Origin of the sequence: Brevundimonas sp. (assembly GCF_029945885.1) — a bacterium.
In the GTDB taxonomy this organism is placed as follows: domain Bacteria; phylum Pseudomonadota; class Alphaproteobacteria; order Caulobacterales; family Caulobacteraceae; genus Brevundimonas.
In genome coordinates this window covers 38,937-61,052 of sequence record NZ_JAQSDK010000002.1, presented here as the reverse complement: position 1 = coordinate 61,052, position 22,116 = coordinate 38,937, and the positions used below count along the sequence as shown (strand labels likewise).

Here is a 22,116-nt window from a genome sequence, read left to right as displayed (position 1 = left end):
ATGAACATGTTCTTTGAATGGGCCGAATTCTGGAACCTCCAGAACCCCGAACTTTGGGTCGGCGTCGGCCTGGTCCTGTTCCTCGGCATCCTGGTGCTGGCCGGCGTCCCTAAACTGATCGCCGGTCATCTCGACGCCACGGCCGCGAAAATCCAGGGCGAGCTCGATGAGGCCACCCGGCTGCGCACCGAGGCTGAGGCCCTGCTGAAGCAGATCCGCGCCGAGAAGGTCGAGGCCGAGGCCCAGGCCGCCCAGATGCTGGTCGCCGCCGAGGCCGACGCCCGCATCATGGAGACCGAGGCCAAGGCCAAGCTGGAAGAGACCCTGACGCGTCGTCAGGCCCTCGCCGAGCAACGCATCGCCCAGGCCGAGGCCCAGGCCACGGCCGAGGTCAAGGCCGCCGCCGCCGACCTGGCCGCCAAGGCCGCCGAACAGATCCTCGCTGCCCGTCTGGCCGGTCAGACCAAGGACCCGCTGGTCGACGCCGCGATCGCCCAGATCGGCAACCGCCTGAACTAGGTCGCGCGCCACACGCTTCCCGATCAGGGCCCCGCCGGGTAACCGGCGGGGCCCTTGTCGTTTCAGTGCGCCGTGGCACCGTCGATGGCGGTCTGAACGTGTCGCTCACGGGCGATCATCCGGGCGTAGACATTGCCCAGGACCACGCCGAACACCGCATGGGTGAGCAGCATCCAGCCGACCACACCAAAGCCCGTCGGGCCGGTGAAGGTGCGCGGATCGCCGATCATGATGATGACCAGCATCAACAGGACCCAGGAGCCGACCGCGAAGGCGATCCCCTTGGTTTCCGGTGTGGATGTGGGCAACCGGCTGTACAGGATCCCGAACAGCGGCCCGAGGATCACCGTGCCCGTCAGCAGATGAACGGCCCAGCCGACGGACAGGTTGCCGTCCATGCCGATCAGGTGGGCCAGCACCGCCGGGAAAGCGTCAAACCATTTGAGAAACAGGACATTGACGAGTTCGAGAACCGAAACCGCCACCGTGGCCAACAGGCCGGCGATCATGCCTTTTTGTACGCGTGACATCATAACATCTAGCGCCTCCCAACGCTGAGTTTCGCTGATTTCCGCACGGGAAAGCATACGCCTGTCAGGCGTAACGCCGTTCACATTTGCGTGCGCGGAAGCGGGAGGCTCTAGCGGCTCATCTTGCGGATCTGGCGGCGGGCGGACTTCCGCAACCGCGACAGGACCCGGTTGGTGCGCTTCAACACCAGCTTTTCGGCCCGAAGCGCCTGTTGCCAGAACACCGGGGCGAACTCCGGATTCTTACGCAGCAGGCGGCGGAACGGATAGACGAATTTGGGCCGCTTGCGCTGGACCCGGATGAATTGGCGCTTGGCCCAGTAGGAGTTTTTCAGGACCATGGCCAGGCCCAACATCGACACCGGCACACCCAGAGGGCCGGGCAGAGGTGCGATTGCGATGCCGGCCAGGAACAGGCCGACGCCCGCCGCCATCTGGCCCCAGCGCAGCGCCCGGTCGAACACCGGTGCCGACCGCCGAAAGCGGACATAAGGCTCGGAAAAGGACATGGCGAGGGTCACGATGGGTCGGTCTCAGGCGGGGTTACTGGCAACGCCCCGGATCGCTCCGGGTTCATCCTGACCGACGACGACTCGCCGACCGTGATGACCTTGCCACAACGATGTTTACAGACCGTTCCAAGGCCGAACCGTGGCGACCCGATGAACCTTCTGTAAGACACCGTCGACCACCCCTGCCCCGTGGCTGATCCGCCACAGGACAGCGGCCCGTGCCCGCCTATGCCGCGGCGCTGTTCGAGCCTTCGGGCGCACTCCAGCGCAACCGGGGGGCCCGGGCCGCACGGGTTTCATCCAGACGCTTAAGCGGCGCATGGAACGGGGCCCCCTTGAACCGGTCGACATCCCCGGCCTTGGCGGCCTCCGCGAGGGCCCGCATGGCGTGGATGAAGCGGTCCAGCTCCTGCTTCGACTCGGTCTCGGTCGGCTCTATCAGCATGGCTCCGTGGACGACCAGGGGGAAATACATGGTCATCGGGTGGAAGCCCTCGTCGATCATCGCCTTGGCGAAGTCGAGCGTGGTCACGTCCGTGCCCTTCAGCCATTCGTCGTCGAACAGGGCCTCGTGCATGCAAGGACCGTCCGGGAAGGCGGCGCTCATCACGTCCGACAGCCGCGCCTTGATGTAGTTGGCGTTCAGCACCGCATCCTCGGCCACCTGACGCAGGCCGTCGGTGCCGTGGCTCATCATGTAGGACAGGGCCCGCACGAACATCCCCATCTGGCCGTTGAAGGCGCACAGGCGGCCGAACGCCTGGACGGCCTCGTCCTCGGCCCGTTCGACCAGTTTGAAGCCGTCACCGTCACTGACGACCCAGGGGGCCGGGGCGAACGGGGCGAGCGCCGCCGACAACACCACCGGCCCGGCACCGGGCCCGCCGCCGCCGTGCGGCGTCGAGAAGGTCTTGTGCAGGTTGATGTGCATGGCATCGACGCCGAGGTCGCCGGGACGCACCCGGCCGACGATGGCGTTGAAATTGGCCCCGTCGCAGTAGAAATAGGCCCCAGCCTCATGGGTCAGCCGCGCGATCTCGATGATGTCGCGCTCGAACAGGCCGCAGGTGTTGGGATTGGTCACCATGATGGCGGCGACGTCGTCGCCCAGCTTGGACGCCAGATCCGCCACATCGACGCGACCGTCCTCGGTCTGCTTCACCTCGACCACCGTATAGCCGACGAAGGCGGCCGTGGCCGGGTTGGTGCCGTGGGCCGAGGTCGGCACCAGCACCTTGCGGCGTTTGGCGTGCTCGCCGGAAGCCTCATGGGCAGCGCGGATGGTCATCAGGCCGCACAGTTCACCGTGGGCCCCGGCCTTGGGCGACATGGCCACCGCCGGCATGCCGGTCAGGGTCTTCAGCCAGTGGGCCAGCTGGTCCATCAGGTCCAGCGCGCCCTGCACGGTGGAGACCGGCTGCAGCGGGTGGATGTCGGCAAAGCCTGCCAGCCGCGCCATCTTCTCGTTCAGGCGCGGATTGTGCTTCATCGTGCACGAGCCCAGCGGATAGATGGCCAGGTCGATGGCGTGGTTCTTCTGCGACAGCCGGACATAGTGGCGCATGGTCTCGGGCTCGCTCAGTCCGGGCAGGCCGATCGGATCCTTGCGCACCAGATCGCCCAGGTCGCCGCCGTCGGTCTTGGGCGCGGCCAGATCGACCCCGGTCTTGCCCCAGCCGTCACGTTCGAAGATCAACATCTCGTTCTGCAACAGACCGCGGCCCCCGGTCAGGGTGGCGGGTTTGGTCTCGACGGCATTCGGCGTGGTCGGGCGGCCGACGGTGTTCATGGTGCTCATGATCGGATCCCTCAGGCAGCCAGAACGCGCGTCAGCGCATCGGCAAGGCTCTTGATATCGGCTGTGGTGGTGGTCTCGGTCGCGGCGACCAGCAGGACGTCGTCCAGCCCGGCCCCGGGAGCCAGACGGCTGTAGGGCACGCCGGCCAGTACGCCCTGGCCGGCCAGGATCTCGACCACGGCGGCGGCGGGCTTGGGCAGCCTGACCGCGAACTCGTTGAAGAACCTCCCCGTCAGGATTTCGACGCCAGGGATGGCCGCGAGGGCGTCGCGGGTGGCCACGGCGGTCTCGTGGTTCAGCAGGGCCAGACGGCGCAGGCCGGTCTCTCCCAGCAGGGTCATGTGGATGCTGAAGGCCAGGCAGCACAGCCCGGAATTGGTGCAGATGTTCGAGGTCGCCTTGTCGCGGCGGATATGCTGCTCGCGCGTCGACAGGGTCAGGACGAAGCCCCGCTCGCCGTCGGCGTCGACGGTCTCGCCGGTCAGGCGACCCGGCATCTGGCGGATCAGTTTTTCACGACAGGCGAACAGGCCGATATAGGGTCCGCCATAGTTCAGGGCATTGCCGATCGACTGGCCCTCGGCGGCGACGATGTCGGCCCCCATCTCGCCCGGCGACTTCAGCAGCCCCATCGATACGGCCTCGGTCACCACCACGATCAGAAGGGCCCCGGCGGCATGGGCCGCCTCGGCGATCTTCGTCACATCGGTGGCGGTGCCGAACACATTCGGGGTCTGGACGACGACACAGGCCGTATCCGGGCCGATCTGGTCGATCACGGCGGCCTCGGCGTCGACTGCGGCGGCCAGGACCTGGGTCTCGACACCGACGGCGTGGACCACGGTCTCGGTCGCCTGGACATAATGCGGATGCACCCCGCCCGAGATCACCGCCTTGTTGCGGCGGGTTACCCGGGTGGCCATCAGCACGCCCTCGGCCATCGCCGTCGATCCGTCATAGAGCGAGGCATTGGCCACCTCCATCCCGGTCAGGTTCGCGACCTGAGTCTGGAACTCATACAGATACTGCAGCGTCCCCTGGGCGATCTCGGGCTGGTAGGGGGTGTAGCTGGTCAGGAATTCCGAGCGCTGGATCACATGATCGACCGTGGCCGGCACATGGTGGCGATAGGCCCCGGCCCCGCAGAAGAAGGGTACGGACCCCGCCGCGACATTCTTCGCCGCCAGCGCCGACAGGGCCCGCTCGACCTCCATCTCGCCCGACACGGGCGGCAGGTCGACGAAGCCGACGCGCCGCGCCGCCTGGGGCACATCCACGAACAGATCATCGATTGATGTCACGCCGATCGCCGCCAGCATGGCGGATCGGTCATCGGGGGTCAGGGGCAGGTAGCGCATGTTCTATTCCGCTCATCCCGGCAAATGCCGGGACCCAGTGTTTTGGGCGATCAGTATCGCCAGACAGGCCCGCCGCTCATCCCATATCCCGGCCCCCACAGGGGCCGGGTCCCGGCTTTCGCCGGGATAGGCGGCGTCAGGCATTAAAGCGTGGCGACGAACGCGTCATAGGCGGCGCGGTCCATCAGGGCGTCGATCTGGGCGGCATCCGACACCTTGATCTTGCCGAACCAGCCCTCACCCTCGGGATCGGCATTGACGGTCTCCGGGGCCGAGGCCAGCACGGCATTGCTCTCGATCACCTCACCCGAAACCGGGGCATAGACGTCCGAAGCGGCCTTGACGCTCTCGACGACGGCAAAGCCGTCACCCTGGGCGACGGTCTTGCCGGCTTCCGGGGTCTCGACGAACACGACGTCGCCCAGGGCCTCGGCCGCGTGTTTGGTGATGCCGACCGTGGCGACGTCGCCTTCGAGACGAACCCACTCGTGATCCTTGGTGAAGCGCATTGTGATGATCCTAGACCTTGGGTTTGCGATAATAGCGTTGGGCGACGAAGGGCATGGCCACGACCTCGGCTGCGGCGGGCTTGCCGCGCACGATGACCTTCAGGTCGGTGCCCAGTGCGGCAAAGGCCGGGGCCACATAGCCCATGGCGATGTTACGGCCCAGGGTCGGCGACGGCCCGCCCGAGGTGACCGTGCCGATCACATGGCCTTCCAGGTCGGCAATCTCGGCCCCCTCGCGGGCCGGAGCCCCTTCCTTGACGCTGAGGCCGACACGGACACGGGCCGGGCCGTCAGCCAGTTCCTTGAGGATGCGGTCCGCACCGTTGAAGTCGGCGCGTTCCATGCGCGACTTTGACAGGGCAAAGGTCAGCGCTCCCTCGACCGGGCTGGTGGAGGCGTCGATATCGTGGCCATGCAGCGGCAGGCCGGCTTCCAGACGCAGGGAGTCCCGCGCGCCGAGGCCGATCGGCTTGACCCGCGCATCCTTGAGAATTTCGGTCCAGACGCGCTCGGCATCGGCGTTCGGCACAGAGATTTCATAGCCGTCCTCGCCGGTATAGCCCGATCGCGAGATGAAACAGTCGACCCCGAACAGCATCAGCCGGGCGCAGTCCATGAAGCCGAACTCGGCCAGCACGGGTTCGTGGGCCAGCATGACCTCGGCGGCCTCGGGGCCCTGAATGGCGATCAGAGACCGGTCTTCCAGCACCGTCAGAGTCGCGTCCCCGGACAGATTGGCTTTCAGGAAGGCAAAGTCGGCGTCCTTGTTGCCGGCGTTGACCACGACATAGAGACCGTCATGGTCAGGACGACCGGCCATCAGGTCATCCATAATGCCGCCTTCTGCGTTCAGCAGCAGCGAGTATTTCTGCCGTCCGGCCTTCAGGATCGCATAGTCGCCCGGCACGAACCGTTCGAACTGGGCCACGGCATCCGCGCCGGTAATCTTGCACTGGCCCATGTGCGACACGTCGAACAGTCCGGCGTGCTCGCGAGTCCAGCGGTGCTCGGCAAGCACGCCTTCATACTGGACCGGCATGTCATAGCCGCCAAAGCCGACCATGCGCGCCCCCAGGGCACGGTGCGCGGCGTTCAGGGCAGTGGTCTTGAGGGTGGCGTCGGTCATCATCAGTCTTTCAGAGTCGCGTACTGAGGCGGAAAGCTCCGCCGTCCTCGCGCCCCCGCTGTCCTGAAGCCTGAGAGATTCCGGCACCGTCAGGGGCATCCGGCCCCGTTCGTCACCTTGCTCCGTCGGCGCGCCCCCGGAATGAATTCCTGGGCGACTTTCCAGCGTCCGAATGTTCTCGCGGTCCGTTTGCCTGAGCGTTTCCGGGGCGGTTGCGCCTTCGGCTCCGGGCCCGCCGAAACGGCCCCGATCTCTCCCGCGAGAGCGTCGCGACCTAGGCCCCGACTCCGCGTTCAAGTCAAGCGGAACGGGCGCTGTAGGCCGCGATCTCGGCGATGTGGACGGTCTTTTCCGCCGCGGTCAGGAAGGAGCCCTCAAAACTGTTCCGGGCGATGGTCGTGACCTGGTCACGCGTCAGCCCGACCGCCTCGGCCAGCCGGCGATAGTTGTCATTCACATAGCCGCCGAAATAGGCCGGATCGTCCGAGTTCAGCGTCACGTGCAGGCCCTGGCGCAGCATCTCCGGCACCGGATGGCCCTTCAGGTCGTCGACCACGCACAGTTTCAGGTTCGACAGCGGACAGACGGTCAGGGTCATCTGGCTGGCCTTCAGGCGCGCCACCAGACCGGCGTCCTCCAGCGAACGGTTGCCGTGGTCCAGCCGGTCGATGTGCAGCAGGTCCAGCGCCTCTGCCACATAGGCCGGCGGCCCCTCCTCGCCCGCATGGGCCACCCGTTTCAGGCCCAGGGCCCCGGCGGCGTTGAACACACGCTGGAATTTCGACGGTGGATGGCCGACCTCGGATGAATCCAGCCCGACCCCGGCGAGCTTGTCCAGCCACGGCTCAGCCGCCTTCAGGGTGGCGAAGGCGGCGTCCTCGTCCAGATGACGCAGGAAGCACAGGATCAGTTTCGAGCTGACCCCCAGCTCGCTCTCGGCGCGGCGCATCCCGTCCAGCAGCCCCTCGATCACCGTCGCCATGGCCACGCCGCGTTCGGTATGGGTCTGGGGGTCGAAGAAGATTTCGGCGTGACGCACATTGTCCGCCGCCGCGCGCTGGAAATAGGCGAAGGCCAGGTCCTCGAAATCCTTGCGATGCAGCAGCACCGCCGCCCCGGCATAATAGATGTCGAGGAAGTCCTGCAGGTTCGAGAAATCATAGGCCGCACGCACGGCCTCGACGCTGTCGTAGGGAATCGTCACCCCGTTGCGCCGCGCCAGCTCGAACATCAGCTCGGGCTCGAGGCTGCCCTCGATATGCAGGTGCAGTTCGGCCTTGGGCAGGCCGGCGATATAGGCGTCGAGGGACATGGCGGACTCCGGAAACGAAACCCCAGTCTAACCTACATCCGCTCCGGCGTGTCGATTCCCAGCAGGCTCAGCGTCAGTTCCAGCTGGTCCAGCGCCGCCTGCGACAGGGCGATACGCGAGCCCCGGCTGGCCACGTCCGGCGCGACCAGAACCGGACAGGCCGCATAGAATTTGGAAAACGCCTGCGCCAGACGATAGGCGTGCTCGGCCAGCAGGTGCGGTGCCCGCTTGTCATAGGCATCGCTGACCGCCTGGTCGAAGGCGTCCAGCGTCAGGGCCAGGTCGCGCTCGGCCGGCTCGGCCACGACGATGGTCGCCGGGGTCGCCCCCTGATCGGCTGCCTTGCGCAACAGGGATTTGATCCGCACCGCCTGGTACAGCAGATACGGTCCGGTCTTGCCCTCGAAGCTCATGAACCGGTCGAGATCGAAGACGTAGCTGGTGGTGCGGGCGTTCGACAGGTCGGCGAATTTCAGCGCCGCGATCGCCACCTTGTGGGCGATGGCCTCGAACTCTTCCGGCGGCAGGTCGGCACCAAGACCGGACTCCTGCAACCGGGCGCGAGCCTTCTCGGTGGCCATGGTGATCAGGTCGTGCAGCTTCAGAACGCCGCCGGCGCGGGTCTTGAACGGCTTGCCGTCGGGCCCGTTCATCGTGCCGAAGCCCAGATGCTCCAGCGAACCCGGCGTGGCGTAGCCGGCCAGGGTGGCGGCGCGGAACACCTGTTCGAAATGCTCGGCCTGCCGTTCGTCGACGACATAGAGGATCAGGTCGGGGTCGATGACCTGGCGGCGATCCACGATGGTGGCCAGGTCGGTGGTCCCGTACATAGCCGAGCCGTCGCGCGAGATGACCAGAAGCGGCGGCGGGCTGGGAGCCTCCATCACACTGCCGTCGGCCAGCTTGCGCTTGCGGGTCTCGCCCGGTCGGGCGACGTGGACCACGCGCGCGCCGTCATCCTCGACCAGCAGGCCCTTGGTCTCCAGATCGGCGATCATGCCCGCCATCACCGGATCGGCGTCACTCTCGCCGTTCCACAAGTCAAAGGTCACGCCCAGGGCACCGAACTCGCGCTCCAGCGCGGTGCGGCTGACGGCGACGAAATGGGCCCACAGGGCGCGATAACCGGGACGACCGGCCTGCAACTCGGCCGTCGCCTTGCGGGCGCGGTCGCGGAATTCAATGTCGTCCTTGGCCCGGGTGGCGGCGGCCGGATACAGCCGTTCCAGATCCTCCAGCGTCACCGGTGCCTGGGTCGGGAACGGCCCGTCCCCCTCGGCCATGAAGCCGGCCGCGCCGCCCTCATCGCCGACGGCCACGATCAGCAGCCCCATCTGGAAGCCCCAGTCGCCGAAATGGGCGTCGCCCCAGACGGTGTCGCCGCGGAAACGGAAAAGCCGCTTCAGACTCTCGCCGATGATCGACGACCGCAGGTGACCGACGTGCATCGGCTTGGCCACATTGGGCCCGGCATAGTCGATGACCACCTTGCGCGGGGCGTCAACCGGGGCGGCCCCGGCCATCGCGCTGTCGGCGGCCACATCGCGGGCCCTCTCGGCCAGGGCCGCGTCGGTCAATTTGAAATTGATGAAGCCTGGTCCGGCGACCTCAACCAGGGCCAGTCGCGGATCGGTCTTCAGCCGTTCGGCCACCCGGCCGGCCAGCTCGCGCGGATTGGCCTTCAGGGCCTTGGCCGCGGCCAGGGCCCCGTTGGACTGGAAATCGGCCAGATCGGGCCGGTCGGAGACGGTGACCCGCGCCAGGGCCGCGTCCACGCCTTCGGCGGCGAAGGCGGCTGCGACCGCTTCGCCCAGCGACGATTTCAGATCAGTCATTGCGGGTCGGTAGCCTCGGCCTGTCCCGCGCTGATGCGGAACCGACTGCCGGTGCGGTTGAATTCGGCCATTTCCGGCGTCACGTCGAAGCCGACCAGGATTTCGAAATTGTCACCGCTCGTGGTCACTGCCGCGCGTGGAATCACGATCGTCTGTTCCTCGGTCGCCGAAGCGGTCTCGGTGCCACGGAAATCCACCGGCAGGTCGAAATAGGTCTTGGCCAGTACCGCGCGGTTCCGTTCGGTCACGGCGATCCAGTAGCGATAGGTGTGACGTCCGGCGGCGGCCATCGGCCCCCGACCGAGATTGAACAACACGTTCAACTGCACGGTGATCGGATCGTCGCCGCGATAGGCGCAATCCGCCGACAGCCCCTCGATCTCGCCGGTATAGCCGACGTTCGCCGTGGCAGCACGGTTGTCGGTCAGTTCGACGTAACGGGCGGCGTCATAGAGAATTTTCACATAGGGGCACGGGCCGGCGTTGGCGCGACGGCTCAACGGGGCGATGCGCGGGCCGGTGTCCGCGATCGGGGTATCGCTGGCCTGACCGTCCTGACCCGGACGGCCGGACCCGGGGATTCCGCCGGTTTGTCCGGCGATCTGGGCCATGGCCATAGCGGGAAACAGGCCCGCGATCAGGGCGGAAACAGCAAGGACGGGGAGGACGCGACGCATCAGGTTCAAATCCGGCAACCGAGGAGTAATGCGACGAGGACCGACGCGGTCCGACACGCTGGTGTCTGATAGCGGCTAAAGCGAGGCGCGGCAAACGCCACCGGCTGTTGGTCCGGGAGCTGGCGCGCCCATCGCGACGGTGGCGGCGGACGCGTCGAAGCCCTAGATTGCGGCCATGACGATCCACACCCCCATCCCCCGGCTCGACCGCCGTCCCCTGACCATCCGTCTGGCGACGCCGCGCGGCTTCTGCGCCGGAGTCGACCGGGCCATACAGATCGTCGAGCGCGCGCTCGAGAAATTCGGCGCGCCGGTCTACGTCCGGCACGAGATCGTCCACAATCGCCATGTCGTCGAGCGGCTCAAGGCCATGGGGGCCGTTTTCGTCCGTGAACTCGACGAATGCCCGGATGATCGACCGGTCGTCTTCTCGGCCCACGGCGTGCCCAAGTCAGTACCGGCCGGAGCCCGGGCCCGCGATCTGTTCTTCCTCGACGCTACCTGCCCACTGGTTTCCAAGGTCCATGTCGAGGCCGAGCGCCACTATGCCGCCGGCCGCCATATCATCCTGATCGGCCACACCGGCCACCCCGAGGTCGTCGGCACCATGGGCCAGCTGCCCCCGGGGGCCATCAGCCTGGTCGAGACCGTCTCCGACGCCGAGGCCTTCCAGCGCCCGGGCGACGCCGCCCTGGCCTATGCAACCCAGACCACATTGTCGGTCGATGACACGGCCGAGATCCTGGCCGTGCTCAAGCGCCGTTTCCCGGAACTGCCCGACCCGCACAAGGAAGACATCTGCTACGCCACCACCAACCGCCAGGAGGCGGTCAAACGACTGGGTGAGGGCTGCGACCTGGTGCTGGTCGTCGGATCGAAGAACTCGTCCAACTCGGCGCGTCTGGTCGAGGTCGCGATCCGCGCCGGAGCCCGCGATGCCCGTCTGGTTGATGATGCCGGCCATGTGGACTGGAGCTGGTTTGATGGCGTGTCCACCGTCGGGGTCACCGCCGGGGCCTCGGCCCCCGAACCCCTGATCGCGGCCCTCGTCGACGCCATTCGAGACCGGTTCGACGCCACCGTGGTCGAGGACGCGGGCGAGCGCGAGACCGTGACCTTCAAACTGCCGCGCGCCCTGACGGACTGACCAAGCCGCGTCAGCCGTCCTTGCCGTCCTCGCCGACGAAATCCTGCGCGAACTCGGGGCCGTCGTCCTCGCCCGGGGTCAGCAGATCGGGGTCATCATCGCCGCCCCGACCCGGGTCCGGCACCTCGAACCCGACCGGGATCGACAGATCCAGCAGGCCGGCAGCCTTCATCTCCTGAACGCCGGGCAGGTCGTACAGGCTGGCCAGGCTGAAATGCTCAAGGAACCGGTCCGTGGTGCCGTAGGTGACCGGCCGCCCCGGCGTCCGCCGCCGGCCGCGCAGCCGCACGAACCCCATCTCCAGCAACAGGTCCAGGGTGCCGCGCGACAGCGACACCCCGCGCACACTCTCGACCTCGGCCCGGGTGCAGGGCTGATGGTAGGCGATGATGGCCAGGGTCTCCAGCGCCGCCTTCGACAGCCGGCGCGGTTCCTCGCGCTCCTCGGTCATCATGAAGCTCAGGTCAGGGGCCGTGCGGAAACGCCAGCGATCGGCGACGCACTCCAGCTCGACCCCACGCCCCTGGTAGCGGGCCCTCAGCCCGGCGATTGCCCCGCCGACGTCGGCCCCCTCGGGCAGCCGGCGCGTGATTTCTGCCGCCGACAGCGGCCCGGCCGCCGCGAACAGCAGGGCCTCGACCCGGCGTTCGATCTCTCCGCTGTCAGGTTCGAAACGCAGGTCGGTCACGGCGTCAGCTCCAGCGGCAGGCCCTGCCCCCGGCGCTTCAGATACAGCGCGGCGAAGGCCTCGGACTGACGCACATCCATCGCCCCCTCCTTGACCAGCTCCAGACTGGCCGACAGGGTCGAGGCCAGATAGCTGCTGCGGCTGGGCCCGGCGGCGGCGGCCCCCTCGCCCGCGTCCGGTGCCACCCGCTCCAGCGGCGTCCAGTCCGACAGGCGCGGCAGGATGTCCCGCAGCCAGTCGCGAGCCGCCTCCAGCGGAAAGGCCTCAACCCTCTGGCCAGGGGAGTAGCGCCGCTGCTCCTCGCGCCGCCGCTGGGTCACATAGGCGCTCATCAATTCATACAGACTGGCCTCGATCCGGTCGGACGGAATGATCACCATCGCTTCCGGGTCGCCGCGCGTGAAGATATCCCGGTTCAGCAGCGGTCGGCGGTTCAGGGCCTCGACCGAGCGACGCATGGCTTCCAGCTTCTGCAGACGGAAGGCCAGGGCCGCGGCCATCTGCTCGGCCGGCATGTCCTCGCCGCGGGCCTTTTCGGTACGCGGCAGCAGCAGGCGCGATTTCAGATAGGCCAGCCAGGACGCCATCACCAGATAGTCGGCGGCCAGCGCGAAATTACGCCGGCGCGCCTCATGCACAAAGGCCAGATACTGTTCGGCGAGTCTGGTGATCGACAGCTTCAGCAGGTCGACCTTCTGGGTTCGTGCCAGGGCCAGAAGCACGTGCAGCGGCCCCTCATACCCGTCCAGGTCGACGACGAAGGCCTCGCCCTCCTCGACCGTCTCGACGGCGGCGAAGTCCAGATTCGGCTGGAAGGCCTCGCTCATAGCGCGGGGCTCCGCGCCTCGCCGACGTCAGGCCCCTGCGCCGCCTCGATCCGCCCGTCGAACGCCGCCATGAACCGCGCCCGTGCCGCCACGGCATCCAGCGGCTCCGGCAGACGCACGATGCGCGCCAGCGCCGCCTCGGCCCGTTTCCCCGACCGACCCTTCAGCTTGCGCGTACCCGCCGCCACCTGCTTCATCTCCGCGAGGTCACCATTGCAGTGAAGCACGACGTCGCATCCGGCCTTCAGCGCCGCCTCCGCCCGTTCGGTCAGGGTTCCGGACAGGGCCTTCATCGACAGGTCGTCGGTCATGATCAGTCCAGCAAAGCCCAACTGCTCGCGCATCAACCGGATCGCCTTCTTCGAGGTCGTGGCCGGCCGCTTCGGATCGATGGCGTCGAACACCACATGGGCGGTCATGGCCAGAGGCATGTCGGACAGGGCCTTGAACGGGACGAAGTCCCAGGACTCAAGCGTCGCCAGATCGGCATGGACCACCGGCAGATCGTGATGACTGTCGGCGAAGGCCCGGCCGTGGCCCGGCATGTGTTTGATCACCGGCAGCACGCCCCCGGCCAGCATGCCCTCGGCCGCGGCCCGCCCAAGCCGGGCCACCGTCTCCGGGTCACGGGCATAGGCACGGTCGCCGATGATGTCGTGGGCCCCGGGGACCGGCACGTCGAGGACCGGCACGCAGTCAACATTGATCCCCAGGGATTGCAGGTCGTGCGCCACCAGTCGCGCCCCCTGCCGCACCAGGTCCCGGGCCTCGTCCACATCCGTACCGGCCTGAAGATAGGCCTCACCCGGCGGATATTTGGGCCAGTGTGGCGGCCCCAGCCGCTGCACCCGGCCGCCCTCCTGATCGATCAGCACCGGTGCGTCGGGCGATTCGATACTGTCGCGCAGGGCCGCGACCAGGGCCCGTACCTGATCCGGAGTCTCGACATTGCGCCGGAACAGGATGAAGCCCCACGGCCGGACCTCGGCGAAGAAGGCGCGCTCCGCCGCGGTCAGCTCAGGTCCCGAACAGCCGTAGATGGCGGCCGAGGTCATGGCCTAGCGGACCAGACAGTCGCCGCCACCGGCCTTGATCGCGGCACAGAAGGCGCGGGCGTCGTCGCGGCTCAACCCGGTGAAGGTGGTGCGATAGACGGTCGAACCGTTCGAGGCCGTGACCTCCTGCACCCGCTTGGTCGCACCGGCGGCGAACTGCGGGAAACGGGCGGCGACGGCGGAATACTCACGGTCGGCGATGCCCGGGGTCGAGAAGGCCCCGATCTGCACGATCGAACTGCCGCCGACCGGGGCCGGACGAGTCTCGACCTTCGTGGCCGGGGCGGGTGTGGTCGCCACCGGAGCCGGGGCGGTCGGAGCCACCGGACGCGGCTGCACGGCCTCGGGCGGCGCGATGAAGGTCGGGTCGGCCGGGATTTCACTCGGCGGACCATAGACGCTGACCCCGGCTTCGGGATCGATCGGCTGGGCGTCCTGGGGGGCCTCGACCTTCAGGTCACCGATCGGCGTGCCCACGGCAGGCGGGGCGTCGGTCGAGGAGCGCAGGCCCGAGCGGTAGAAGATCACCACCGCGATGATCAGCAGCAGCAGCACCGCGCCGCTGATGATCAGGGTCACCGGCGGGGCCTTGCCCGCCCCCCCGGCCTGGCTGCCGCCGGCCCGACGCGCATCATAACTGTTGCGCTGGAACGGCAGGTCGTCATCGGTCGGCGGCGTATAGGCCCCGCGGTCGCGGTCGCCGCCGGCGTTCGGACGGTAGGGATCTTCGTGTGACATGGTCGCGCCTTGTGAATCGGCCCGGCGCGAATCGACGCGTCGGGGGCTCAGTCTACCCTGCCCCGGCCCGCTTTCGAATCACAGATCGAGGGCGAGGTCGAGGCTGAACAGTTTGCGATGTTCCTCGATCGCGAACCGGTCGGTCATCCCGGCGATATAGTCGCACACGGCCCGGGCCCGCCGGTGCGGCTCCTCGACCGCCGCCCGCTCTGACCATTCCGGCGGCAACACCCCCGGTTCGGCCATGAACAGCTGGAACATCTCGCCCAGCAGCCGCCGCGCCTGGCTGCGCGTCCGGTTAACCCGGTAGTGGCGGTACATCCGCTCGAACAGAAATTTCCGCAGCACCCCCAGATCGGCCAGCATGCCGTCGGAAAAGGCCACCAGGGTCCGCCGCGCGGTGCGCACATCCTCGGTCGAGGTGATGCCGTCGGCGGCCAGCCGCCGCTCGGTCTCGGCCAGCACGTCCTCGATCATGGCCCCGATCATGCGCCGCACGGCCTCGATACGGATCATCCGCTCGTCCTGGTCCGGCCAGTCGCGCCGCGTCCCCTTCAGGATCGGCCCGATCAGCGGCACCTGCGCCAGGTCGTCAAGGCTGAACAGCCCGGCCTGCACCCCGTCGTCGACGTCATGGTTGTTGTAGGCGATGTCGTCGGCGATGGCCGCCGCCTGGGCCTCCAGCGAGGCAAAGGTATCCAGCCGCAGGTCCCAGCCCGGCGCATAGTCGGCGATGGCCCGCCACGCCGGCTCGTCCAGCCGGTGGCTGACAGGGCCGTTGTGCTTGATGACCCCCTCGACCGTCTCCCAGCTCAGGTTCAGGCCGTCGAAGGCCGGATAGCGCTCTTCCAGCTTGGTCACGACGCGGAAGGTCTGGACGTTGTGATCAAAGCCGCCCCACGGCTCCATCTGCGCCTGCAGTTCGTCCTCGCCGGCATGGCCGAACGGCGGATGCCCCAGATCGTGGGCCAGGGCCACGGTCTCGGCCAGGTCAGTGTCCAGCCGCAGGGCATGGGCGATCGACCGGGCGATCTGCGCCACCTCCAGGCTGTGGGTCAGGCGGGTGCGGTAGTGGTCGCCCTCATGGGCCACGAACACCTGGGTCTTTTCCTTCAGCCGCCGGAAAGCCGTGGCGTGGATGATCCGGTCGCGATCGCGGGCGAAGGCGGTGCGGGTGCGGCTGATATTTTCCGGAAACAGCCGCCCGCGCGACGTTGTCGGGGTCTCGGCGAAGGGGGCGCGATCGGTCGACTGGCTCAAGGCGGCAGCTTCATAATGATCGTGGGCCTTTCGGAATGCCCACGCCAGCCTCATATAGACCCCTGTGAGTACCGTCCAATCCCCCGCCGTCCCGGCCCCGACGCTTGAAATCGCCCCCCGCGCGCGCAGCGGCATCGTGCTGTCGCCCTCGGCCGCCCGCCGACTGGCCGAACTGACCGCGACCGCCGGCCGCCCACAGATGCTGCGCGTCGCCGTCGACGGCGGCGGCTGTTCGGGCTTCCAGTACCGGTTCGAACTGGTTGACGAGGGCGCGGCCGACGACCTGCGTATCGAGACCGACGGTCAGGCCGCCCTGGTCGATCCGGTCTCCATCCCCTTCCTCAAGGGCTCCGAGATCGCCTTCGTCGATGAGCTGGCCGGGGCCCAGTTCGTGGTCCGCAACCCCAATGCAGCCTCCAGCTGCGGCTGCGGCGTCAGCTTCTCGATCTAGCCGAGGGCTGCCCATGTGCGGCCGCTTCGACACCTCGCAACTGACCTGGGCCGACATCCACGCCCAGTTGTCGGTCTTCGCCCGGATAGCCACGCCGCCCTTGAACATCGAACCCGATGACGACGTCCGGGCGACCACCCGCCAGCTGGTCGCCCGGTTGCAGGACGGGGCCTGGACCCTGGACGCGATGCGCTGGGGCCTGGTGCCCGCCTGGCGCTCGGGCAAGCCGTTGAAGGACACGGAAAAGAGCAAGGGCGACGGCTTCAAGCTGACCACCTTCAATGCCCGTTCCGAGACGGTTGCAGAGTCCGCCGTCTTCCGCGACGCCTTTGCCCGGCGTCGCTGCCTGGTCCCGGCCTCGGCCTGGTATGAATGGACCGGCGACAAGGGCGCGAAGACCCGCTGGCGCTTTTCGCGCGCCGACGGCGAGCCCCTGCTGATGTTCGCAGGCCTGTGGGACCATGCCGACACGCCCGATGCCGGCCCGGTCGACAGCTTCACCCTGCTGACCCATCCGTCCAGCGGCCTGCCGGCCGACTATCACGACCGGGCACCGGTGGTGCTGGAGCGCGACGACTGGATGCGCTGGCTCGATATCACCCGCGACCCGGCCCCGCTGTTCGCCTCCGACCCGGGCGAACGGTTCCAGGTGACCCGGGTCGCGGACTGATCCCCGACAGGATGAAGGGAACCGCCGGGTCCGAGCGAAATGACTTGCCATTAGGCATATTCCTAATTAGCGTTTGTCCTATGAACACCCTGTTCAAGGCCCTGTCCCATCCGGTCCGGCGCCGCATCATCGAGATGCTGCGCAAGGGCCCGCTGGCGTCCGGCGACATTGCCGCCGCCTTTGACATGAGCTGGCCCTCGATCACCGGCCACCTCAATGCGTTGAAGGAGGCCGGCCTGGTCTCGCCCGAGCGTGACGGATCCTCGATCCGCTACCGTCTCGAGATCTCGGTGGTCGAGGAGGCCATCGCCTTCCTGATGGATATGACCGGGGCGGCTATCCCCGAAGACCCGGAGCCCAAGCCATGACCACCGTGAACCGTACCGCCGCCGTCGATCTGGCGACCTTTGGCATCAGCATCCTGATCATCGGCACAGGCCTCGGGGTTGTTCTGATCGGTCCGACCGTACTGATGCCGGTGCACTGGGACATTCGGGGCGACGCCGACGGCTGGGCCGGACGCGAGATTGTCGGCCTGCTGATCGCCGGGCTGGGTCTCTTCAACCTGCTGATCGCCGGCGGGATCGGCCTGTTCGCCGCCCGCAGCGGGGATCCGGCCCGCCGTCGCGCGCTGCGCTTCGGCCAGCTGGTCGTCCTGCTCACCCTGACCGGAGTCAGCCTGTTCGTCGGTGCCTCCAGCCTCAGTGGGGCGGTCACCATCCGAACGGCCATTCCGATGGCCGGGCTCAGCCTGATTTTCATACTGACGGGGGCCTTTCTCGGTCGCGTCGGCCCCAATCCGGTGGTCGGGGTCCGCACTCCCTGGACCTACAAGAGCCGCCTCGCCTGGGACCGCTCGAACCGCCTCGCCGGCCGGCTGCTCTTCCTGATCGGCCTGGCCGGACTGGTCAGCGCGCCCTGGGCCATACAACCGTTTGCCCTGATCGCCCTGATCGTCGCCGTCATCGTCGCCGCGGTCTGGTCGGTGATCGAGAGCTGGCGCGTCTGGCGCACCGATCCCGACCGCCAACCCTTCTGACTGTCCTCATCGTCCAACCGGAGACCCTGTCATGTTGAGCCTCGCCCTCGCCGCCACCCTGCTGACGACCGGTCCGGTCGAGACCGCCGTCACCCTGCCCGCCAGTCCCGCGCCGCTGCACGCAAGCCTGCTGGTCCCTGAAGGGGCTGTCAGCGCCGTCGCCGTCATCCTGCCCGGCTCGGGGCCGACCGACCGGGACGGCAACAGCCCGCAGTTCGGCATCACCGCCCAGCCCTACCGTCTGCTGGCCCGGGGCCTGGCTGACCGGGGCATCGCCACCGTTCGAATCGACAAGCGCGGCATCGGCGAAAGTGCCGCGGCCGCCCCGGCCGAGGCCGACCTGCGCATTACCGCCTATGTCGAGGACGCCCGCGCCTGGGCGGCCGAGGCCGCCGCCCGCACCGGCCAGCCCTGCGCCTGGCTGATCGGCCACAGCGAGGGAGCCCTGATCGCGGTGGCCGCCGCCGACGGCCATGAGGACAGTATCTGCGGCCTTGTCCTGCTGTCGGGGGCCGGCCGACCGGCCGGGGTCATCCTGCGCGAACAGCTGGGCCCGCAGCTGCCCGAGCCGATGAAGACCGAGGCCTTCCACGCCCTGTCCGAACTGGAGGCCGGGCGCACGGTCGGTGACACGCCGCCGGCCCTGGCCGCCCTGTTCCGACCGTCAGTCCAGCCCTATCTGATTTCGTGGCTGGCGCTGGACCCCACGGCCCTGATCGCCGCCTGGGACGGCCCCGTCCTGATCGGCCAGGGCACCACGGACATCCAGGTCGGCGTGGTCGACGCCGAGGCCATGGCCGCGGCCCAGCCCGACGCCCGCCTGGTCCTTTGGGACGGCGTCAATCACGTGCTCAAGATCGCGCCCGCCGACCGCGCCGGCAATGTCGCCACCTACGCCGACCCCAACCTTCCGCTGGCCCCGGGCGTCGTCGAGGACGTGGCCGACTATATCCTGCAGTTCTGACCCTGCCCCCCGCACCGGGCCACCGGCGCGGGGGACTCCGGGGACAGAAAATTCCGGCCCCATGGAGGACATTCCGGGACTTTTGAGGGGACATTCCGGCCCGCCGCGCCTCCATCTTCCTGCCCTGGGTCCGGGCGGGTGTAGACTGGTTGACGCGGCCCGGCGAACGGACCGGCCGGTCTTTGACAGTAAGGATAGACAGCCCGCCTCCGGCGTCAGGGTACGGGCTCATCACCGCGCAAACGCGCGACCTTTTTGACCGGAACCCGCTGTCTGCTGTCGGGAACCGGTTTTTTCAGCGGGGACCGGGGACATCGGGGCCCTGCGGGACGGGTGCAGCGTCCGGCTCCAGCATCCGGGCGATGCGGATCACCAGGGCGTCGGCGTCGAACGGTTTCGTCACATGACCGCTCCCCCCCCGCGCCCCGATGTCCCGGATCGTCGCCGGGCCGGAATCGGCGGTCATCATCAGGATCGGCACCGTGATCCCGGACCGGCGCAACGTGTCCAGGGCCTCCATCCCGCCGACCCCCGGCATGTTGACGTCCATCAGGACAAGGTCCGGTGCCAGGGCCATGACGGACTCGAGCACGCCCTGCCCCCCCTGGAGCGATTTGGTTGCATGGCCCGCTCCGGTCAGGATCAGCTCCAGGGCGTCGCAGATAAAGGGATCGTCGTCGACGATCAGGATTCGTCCGGGCATCGACACACTCGCTCCAGAAAGGGGCCGATCGGCATCATGGCCTCCGCCCTGTTTCACGCACTGCGAGGGCGACGCACATCGACCCGCTACAGTGTCTCCTGAAACCGCACCGGCCGGCCGGCGGCCTTGCCGATCAGGGCCCCGTCGCGCATCACGGTCCGACCACGAACGATCGTCGCCACGGCCTTGCCGGTGGCCTCAAAACCGTCGAACGGCGTCCAGCCGCAGCGACTGGCCATGTCGGCATGGGTGAGGATGTGCTTCGCCTTGAGGTCGACGATGGTCAGGTCGGCGTCATAGCCCTCGGCCATCCGCCCCTTGCCGGCGATCCCGAACACACGATTGGCCCCGTGCGAGGTCAGGTCGACGAACCGCTCCAGGCTCAGCCGCCCCTGGGCCACATGCGTCAGCATCACCGGCACCAGGGTCTGCACCCCCGGCATGCCCGACGGCGAGGCCGGATACGGCCGGGCCTTCTCCTCCAGCGTATGCGGCGCATGGTCCGAGCCCAGCACATCGGCCACGCCCTGTTCGATGCCACGCCACAGACCGGCGACGTGGCTCGCCTCGCGGATCGGCGGGTTCATCTGCGCCAGCCCCTTCAGCCGCTCATAGGCCTCCGGCGCGGTCAGGGTCAGATGCTGCGGCGTCACCTCGACGGTGGCCACATCCTTGTTGTCGGCGAGGAAGGCGATCTCTTCGGACGTGGTCACATGCAGCACATGAATCCGCGCCCCGGTCTCGCGGGCCAGGGCCACCAGCCGTCGGGTGCTCAGGATGGCACTCTCGGCATCGCGCACCTCGGGGTGGCTGGTCCAGTCGCCGGCCCGGGCCAGCGGGCGCCGCTCGACCAGCCGGTATTCGTCCTCGGAATGGAAGGTCGCCCGCCGGCCGACATTGCGCAGAACCTCGCGCACCCCGTCGTCATCAGCGACCAGAAGCGTCCCGGTCGAGGCCCCCATGAAGACCTTGACCCCGCAGCAGCCTGGCAACCGCTCCAGCTCGCGCAGGAAGCGGGAATTGCCGTGGGTGCCACCGATGTAAAAGGCGTGATCCGTCCACATCCGGTCCCTCGCCCGCGTCAGCTTGTCGGCCAGGGCTTCCGGATCGGTGGTGCTGGGCTCGGTGTTCGGCATTTCGAACACGGCCGTCACCCCGCCCAGGGCCGCCGCCCGTGAGCCGCTCTCCAGGTCTTCCTTCCACTCGAGGCCCGGCTCGCGGAAATGGACCTGGGTGTCGATCACCCCCGGCAGGACGGTCAGGCCAGTGGCGTCGATCACCTCGCCGGCCGAGGCCTGGGCCAGGTCGCCGACCACCACGATCCGCCCGTCGCGGATACCGACATCGGCGCGGCCTTGGCCGGCATGGTTGGCGACATCGCCGCCGCGAACGATCAGGTCATAGGTCTGGGTCATGGCCATCCCTTAACGCGGGATCAGCCCGCCGTCTTGTCCGCCAGCAGCTTTCGCGCCGCCTTCAGCACCCGGTCAGCGGGCAGGTCCATCATATGCTGGATGGCCTGGTTCAGATTCGGGTCGATGGCCCGGAACTCGTCGACGGTCCGTGGCCCGCGAACAGCGACCCCGCCCCAGGGCCCGTGATGGGTCTCGTCCGACGGACCGAACACCGCCACCGTCGGCACACCGGCCGCGACCGCCAACTGGGTCCAGACCGAGTCGGCCCCGATATAGAGATCGGCGCGCGCCAGCGCCGCCGCCGTCTGGAGTCGTGTCAGCTTGCCCTGTAATTCGATCACCCGGTCGCGGCTCACGACGAAGCGGATGGTATGGGCGGAATCCCGGTCGATATCCTCGCCGACGATCATCAGTCGGCCACCTGCCAGGGGGCCGCCCTCGGCCAGCAGGGGACCGGCCACCTTGGAATAGCGTTCCGCGGGCCAGCGCTTGCCCATCCATTCGACGCCGGGTCCGATGGCCAGGATCGGCCCGGTGACCGGCCCGATCAGGGCATCCGCCGCAGCCCGGGTCTCGTCGCCGAAGAAGAGCTTCGGGGCCGGTACCTCGTCCAGATGCATGATGCGCGCCGCCTGTTCGACGGCATGTAGCCCCGGCAGGTCCGGGGCGCGGACCGCCCGTTTCTGGCGCTTGAGCCGACCCGACAGGCTCGACCCCCGCATGTCGACCACGAGGCCCCACCGCGTCGACCGCACCCGGTTCCACAGGGCGACCCAGTCCCAGCGGCCATCGCGGTCCAGAACGATCAGCGAATCGAGTCGTGGCGTATCCGCGAACAGGGGCGCACTGGCCGCCGATCCGACGATGGTGAAGCTGGCCTGCGGCACCGCCTCGACCAGATGTGCCAGCACACCGGACGACAGCAGCGCAGCCTCGGCATCAGCCTCGGCGATATAAAGAATGGGAAAGCGGCCTGTCATTTA

24 protein-coding genes and 2 riboswitches are annotated in these 22,116 nt (G+C 68.1%); of the genes, 7 read left to right on the top strand and 17 right to left on the bottom strand.

The genetic code is table 11. The features are described 5' to 3' along the window. Nucleotides 1-519, top strand: a complete 519-nt coding sequence (locus tag PSV00_RS00750; RefSeq protein WP_300443676.1) for a F0F1 ATP synthase subunit B — start codon at nt 1-3, stop codon at nt 517-519. 62 nt (nt 520-581) lie between these two features. On the opposite strand, the gene PSV00_RS00745 is transcribed toward PSV00_RS00750, so the two are convergent. From PSV00_RS00745 to PSV00_RS00705, 9 genes are all read right to left on the bottom strand, one after another. Then, nucleotides 582-1,049, bottom strand: a complete 468-nt coding sequence (locus PSV00_RS00745) for a DUF6789 family protein (protein WP_300443673.1) — start codon at nt 1,047-1,049, stop codon at nt 582-584. A gap of 110 nt (nt 1,050-1,159) precedes the next feature. Further along, complete coding sequence (locus tag PSV00_RS00740) at nt 1,160-1,570, bottom strand: hypothetical protein (RefSeq protein WP_300443671.1); 411 nt, start codon at nt 1,568-1,570, stop codon at nt 1,160-1,162. 217 nt (nt 1,571-1,787) lie between these two features. Beyond that, nucleotides 1,788-3,350, bottom strand: a complete 1,563-nt coding sequence (gcvPB, locus tag PSV00_RS00735) for an aminomethyl-transferring glycine dehydrogenase subunit GcvPB (RefSeq protein ID WP_300444272.1) — start codon at nt 3,348-3,350, stop codon at nt 1,788-1,790. 20 nt (nt 3,351-3,370) lie between these two features. Further along, nucleotides 3,371-4,717 carry an aminomethyl-transferring glycine dehydrogenase subunit GcvPA gene (gcvPA, locus tag PSV00_RS00730; protein WP_300443669.1) on the bottom strand — a complete coding sequence of 449 codons (1,347 nt, stop codon included), beginning with the start codon at nt 4,715-4,717 and terminating at the stop codon, nt 3,371-3,373. Between the two features lie 143 nt (nt 4,718-4,860). After that, on the bottom strand, nt 4,861-5,226 hold the full coding sequence (gene gcvH / locus PSV00_RS00725; RefSeq protein ID WP_300443666.1) for a glycine cleavage system protein GcvH: 366 nt from the start codon (nt 5,224-5,226) through the stop codon (nt 4,861-4,863). A 10-nt stretch (nt 5,227-5,236) separates the two neighbouring features. After that, nucleotides 5,237-6,352 (bottom strand): glycine cleavage system aminomethyltransferase GcvT, encoded by a 1,116-nt coding sequence (gene gcvT, locus PSV00_RS00720; RefSeq protein WP_300443665.1) that lies wholly within the window; start codon nt 6,350-6,352, stop codon nt 5,237-5,239. A gap of 56 nt (nt 6,353-6,408) precedes the next feature. Further along, nucleotides 6,409-6,519: riboswitch (glycine riboswitch) on the bottom strand. A gap of 4 nt (nt 6,520-6,523) precedes the next feature. Then, nucleotides 6,524-6,621: riboswitch (glycine riboswitch) on the bottom strand. A 29-nt stretch (nt 6,622-6,650) separates the two neighbouring features. Continuing rightward, complete coding sequence (locus tag PSV00_RS00715) at nt 6,651-7,664, bottom strand: adenosine deaminase (RefSeq protein ID WP_300443664.1); 1,014 nt, start codon at nt 7,662-7,664, stop codon at nt 6,651-6,653. 32 nt (nt 7,665-7,696) lie between these two features. Beyond that, the gene (argS, locus tag PSV00_RS00710) at nt 7,697-9,499 is read right to left on the bottom strand and encodes an arginine--tRNA ligase (protein WP_300443662.1); all 1,803 of its coding nucleotides are present in this window, start codon (nt 9,497-9,499) and stop codon (nt 7,697-7,699) included. Further along, nucleotides 9,496-10,176 carry a Tat pathway signal sequence domain protein gene (locus PSV00_RS00705; RefSeq protein ID WP_300443661.1) on the bottom strand — a complete coding sequence of 227 codons (681 nt, stop codon included), beginning with the start codon at nt 10,174-10,176 and terminating at the stop codon, nt 9,496-9,498. Before PSV00_RS00705 ends, argS begins: the two co-directional genes overlap by 4 nt. A gap of 175 nt (nt 10,177-10,351) precedes the next feature. On the opposite strand from PSV00_RS00705, the gene ispH reads away from it, so the two are divergent. Continuing rightward, nucleotides 10,352-11,323 carry a 4-hydroxy-3-methylbut-2-enyl diphosphate reductase gene (gene ispH, locus PSV00_RS00700; protein WP_300443660.1) on the top strand — a complete coding sequence of 324 codons (972 nt, stop codon included), beginning with the start codon at nt 10,352-10,354 and terminating at the stop codon, nt 11,321-11,323. Between the two features lie 10 nt (nt 11,324-11,333). Here ispH and scpB read toward each other — a convergent pair whose 3' ends face one another. The 5 genes from scpB to PSV00_RS00675 form a co-directional block, all read right to left on the bottom strand. Continuing rightward, entirely contained in the window at nt 11,334-12,011 is a 678-nt protein-coding gene (gene scpB / locus PSV00_RS00695; protein WP_300443658.1) for an SMC-Scp complex subunit ScpB, read from the bottom strand. Beyond that, on the bottom strand, nt 12,008-12,838 hold the full coding sequence (locus tag PSV00_RS00690) for a ScpA family protein (protein WP_300443655.1): 831 nt from the start codon (nt 12,836-12,838) through the stop codon (nt 12,008-12,010). Before PSV00_RS00690 ends, scpB begins: the two co-directional genes overlap by 4 nt. After that, nucleotides 12,835-13,893: a beta-N-acetylhexosaminidase gene (nagZ, locus tag PSV00_RS00685; RefSeq protein WP_300443652.1), complete on the bottom strand. Its 1,059-nt coding sequence runs from the start codon at nt 13,891-13,893 to the stop codon at nt 12,835-12,837. Before nagZ ends, PSV00_RS00690 begins: the two co-directional genes overlap by 4 nt. A 3-nt stretch (nt 13,894-13,896) precedes the next feature. Beyond that, a complete protein-coding gene (locus tag PSV00_RS00680; RefSeq protein WP_300443649.1) occupies nt 13,897-14,631 on the bottom strand; it encodes an SPOR domain-containing protein in 735 nt (244 codons plus the stop codon). A gap of 78 nt (nt 14,632-14,709) precedes the next feature. After that, entirely contained in the window at nt 14,710-15,891 is a 1,182-nt protein-coding gene (locus PSV00_RS00675; protein ID WP_300443647.1) for a deoxyguanosinetriphosphate triphosphohydrolase, read from the bottom strand. A gap of 109 nt (nt 15,892-16,000) precedes the next feature. Here PSV00_RS00675 and erpA point away from each other — a divergent pair, with 109 nt between their 5' ends. From erpA to PSV00_RS00650, 5 genes are all read left to right on the top strand, one after another. Further along, nucleotides 16,001-16,342 (top strand): iron-sulfur cluster insertion protein ErpA, encoded by a 342-nt coding sequence (erpA, locus tag PSV00_RS00670; RefSeq protein WP_300444269.1) that lies wholly within the window; start codon nt 16,001-16,003, stop codon nt 16,340-16,342. Between the two features lie 13 nt (nt 16,343-16,355). Continuing rightward, nucleotides 16,356-17,012, top strand: a complete 657-nt coding sequence (locus PSV00_RS00665) for an SOS response-associated peptidase (RefSeq protein WP_300443644.1) — start codon at nt 16,356-16,358, stop codon at nt 17,010-17,012. 80 nt (nt 17,013-17,092) lie between these two features. Beyond that, nucleotides 17,093-17,380, top strand: coding sequence for a metalloregulator ArsR/SmtB family transcription factor (locus PSV00_RS00660; RefSeq protein WP_300443641.1), 288 nt, complete (start codon nt 17,093-17,095; stop codon nt 17,378-17,380). Next, nucleotides 17,377-18,051 (top strand): SdpI family protein, encoded by a 675-nt coding sequence (locus PSV00_RS00655; protein WP_300443638.1) that lies wholly within the window; start codon nt 17,377-17,379, stop codon nt 18,049-18,051. The genes PSV00_RS00660 and PSV00_RS00655 overlap by 4 nt, the downstream gene beginning before the upstream one ends. Before the next feature lie 31 nt (nt 18,052-18,082). Continuing rightward, nucleotides 18,083-19,015, top strand: coding sequence for an alpha/beta fold hydrolase (locus PSV00_RS00650; RefSeq protein WP_300443635.1), 933 nt, complete (start codon nt 18,083-18,085; stop codon nt 19,013-19,015). 295 nt (nt 19,016-19,310) lie between these two features. On the opposite strand, the gene PSV00_RS00645 is transcribed toward PSV00_RS00650, so the two are convergent. The 3 genes from PSV00_RS00645 to PSV00_RS00635 all read right to left on the bottom strand — a co-directional run bounded on the left by PSV00_RS00645 (nt 19,311) and on the right by PSV00_RS00635 (nt 22,113). Next, nucleotides 19,311-19,718 carry a response regulator gene (locus PSV00_RS00645; RefSeq protein ID WP_300443632.1) on the bottom strand — a complete coding sequence of 136 codons (408 nt, stop codon included), beginning with the start codon at nt 19,716-19,718 and terminating at the stop codon, nt 19,311-19,313. An 86-nt stretch (nt 19,719-19,804) separates the two neighbouring features. Further along, complete coding sequence (locus tag PSV00_RS00640; protein WP_300443629.1) at nt 19,805-21,133, bottom strand: dihydroorotase; 1,329 nt, start codon at nt 21,131-21,133, stop codon at nt 19,805-19,807. Nucleotides 21,134-21,153: 20 nt separating this feature from the next. Continuing rightward, nucleotides 21,154-22,113, bottom strand: a complete 960-nt coding sequence (locus tag PSV00_RS00635) for a glycosyltransferase family 9 protein (protein WP_300443626.1) — start codon at nt 22,111-22,113, stop codon at nt 21,154-21,156. Between the last annotated feature and the right edge of the window lie 3 nt (nt 22,114-22,116).